We start from the raw sequence: 377 nt of genomic DNA on the forward strand, positions 1-377 counted from the left end.
GCCAGCGCCAACGGTTCAAGCGTAATGCGGAGCAAAAGAATTTGCTGAAGTCTGGCAAAGAGGTTACGAGAGAAGAAGAAAAGTCTGATTGGCCTGAAGATTCCAATGATGACGTTCCATCTACTCCGTCTTCTGCATCAGGTGACCAGACTCCTGCAAAAAAGAAGAAAAAAGCATTGGACAAGCGTTCTACTCGCACAGATTATCAGAAGAACAAGCCATATACGACTGCTCCTATCTATCATATGCTTCATGAGTATTTTACCCTTCCTGAAGGAGGACACTTTGTGAAACGCGATGGGGAAGTGGAGACTTGGTGGTATCGTGAGTTGATTCGTATTCCTGAGCATTACGAAGAGCATTTCTACGAGGTGGCA

The 377-nt window shown here is 45.4% G+C and carries 1 protein-coding gene; it reads left to right on the forward strand.

Annotated elements, in window-relative coordinates; all coding sequences use genetic code 11:
• Positions 1-377, forward strand: a 377-nt coding sequence (locus tag D4A39_RS17865) for a hypothetical protein (protein ID WP_199699513.1), incomplete at both ends; no start/stop codon positions are given.

The sequence above is a fragment of the Alcanivorax profundi genome (assembly GCF_003597125.1).
GTDB lineage: Bacteria > Pseudomonadota > Gammaproteobacteria > Pseudomonadales > Alcanivoracaceae > Alcanivorax > Alcanivorax profundi.